This window comes from Mesorhizobium sp. M4A.F.Ca.ET.090.04.2.1, assembly GCF_003999085.1.
Classification (GTDB): Bacteria; Pseudomonadota; Alphaproteobacteria; order Rhizobiales; family Rhizobiaceae; genus Mesorhizobium.
This window is the reverse complement of the sequence record NZ_RZOT01000857.1, coordinates 1-1,322: the sequence shown is the minus strand read 5'-3', so window position 1 is coordinate 1,322 and position 1,322 is coordinate 1. Positions and strand designations below refer to the sequence as shown.

At 66.3% G+C, this 1,322-nt stretch carries 2 protein-coding genes; both read left to right on the top strand.

The genetic code is table 11. From position 1 onward, the window contains the following. Nucleotides 1-321: 2-oxo acid dehydrogenase subunit E2 (locus EN781_RS32635; RefSeq protein ID WP_189347974.1), on the top strand; the 321-nt coding region annotated here is incomplete at its 5' end. Nucleotides 322-556: 235 nt separating this feature from the next. After that, a partial coding sequence (locus EN781_RS32630) for an FAD-dependent oxidoreductase (RefSeq protein WP_189347973.1) occupies nucleotides 557-1,322 on the top strand: 766 nt, incomplete at its 3' end.

The window sequence follows — 1,322 nt, the reverse complement described above, 5'->3', positions numbered from 1 at the left end:
GTCAACCGGCTGGCCGAGGCGGCGAAGTCGGGCACGGCGAGCCGCGACGAGCTGTCAGGCTCGACCATCACCATCACCTCGCTCGGCGCCATGGGCGGCGTGGCGACGACGCCGGTCATCAACTATCCGGAGGTGGCGATCGTCGGCGTCAACAAGATGATGGTGCGGCCGGTGTGGGACGGCACCCAGTTCATCCCGCGCAAGATGATGAACCTGTCGTCCAGCTTCGACCATCGCGTCATCGACGGCTGGGATGCCGCGGTGTTCGTGCAGCGCATCAAGGCGCTGCTGGAAACGCCGGCGCTGATTTTCGTGGATTAGCGGGGATGGGTTTGATCTCGAATGTTGCGGAGCAGGGATGTGGGCTCCCCCTTCTCCCCTTGTGGGAGAAGGTGTCGCCGAAGGCGACGGATGAGGGGTGTTCCAGGGAAAGCCAGCGTCTCACTCCGCTGGAACACCCCTCATCCGTCTCGGCGCTAACGCGCCGATCCTCCTTCTCCCGCAAGGGGAGAAGGAAAGGGCGCGCCGTCGCCTCCGCCGAAAGGAAGCAGTCGACATGAAAGAAATCTCCTGCAAGCTGCTCGTCATCGGCGCCGGGCCCGGCGGCTATGTCTGCGCCATCCGCGCCGGCCAGCTCGGCGTCGACACGGTGATCGTCGAGGCCGGCAAGCCGGGTGGCACCTGCCTCAATGTCGGCTGCATACCGTCCAAGGCGCTGATCCACGCCGCGGAGGAGTTCGAGAAGGTGGCGCACATGGCCGGCGGCAAGAGCCCGCTCGGCATTTCACTCACCGCGCCGATGCTTGATCTGGCCAAGGCAATCGCCTGGAAGGACGGGATCGTTAGCCGGCTGAACAGCGGCGTGGCCGGCCTGCTGAAGAAGGCCAGGGTCAAGACCGTACAGGGCTGGGCGACTTTCCGCGACGGCAAGACCGTCGAGGTTGAGACCGAGACCGGCACCCAGGTGATCCGCGCCGAGACGGTGGTGATCGCGACCGGTTCGGCGCCGGTCGAACTGCCGTTTCTGCCGTTCGGCGGCCCGGTGATCTCGTCCACCGACGCGCTGGCGCTGAGCGAGGTGCCGAAGAAGCTCGCCGTCGTCGGCGGCGGCTATATCGGGCTGGAGCTCGGCATCGCCTTCGCGAAGATGGGCGCCAAGGTCACCGTGGTCGAGGCTTTGCCACGTGTGCTGGCGCAATATGACGCCGAACTGACCCGACCGGTGGTGAAGCGGCTCGGCGAACTCGGCATCGAGGTGATGACAGGCGCCAAGGCCAAGGGGGTGTCGACCCAGGGACAGGCCGGCAAGGGCGATTCGCTGC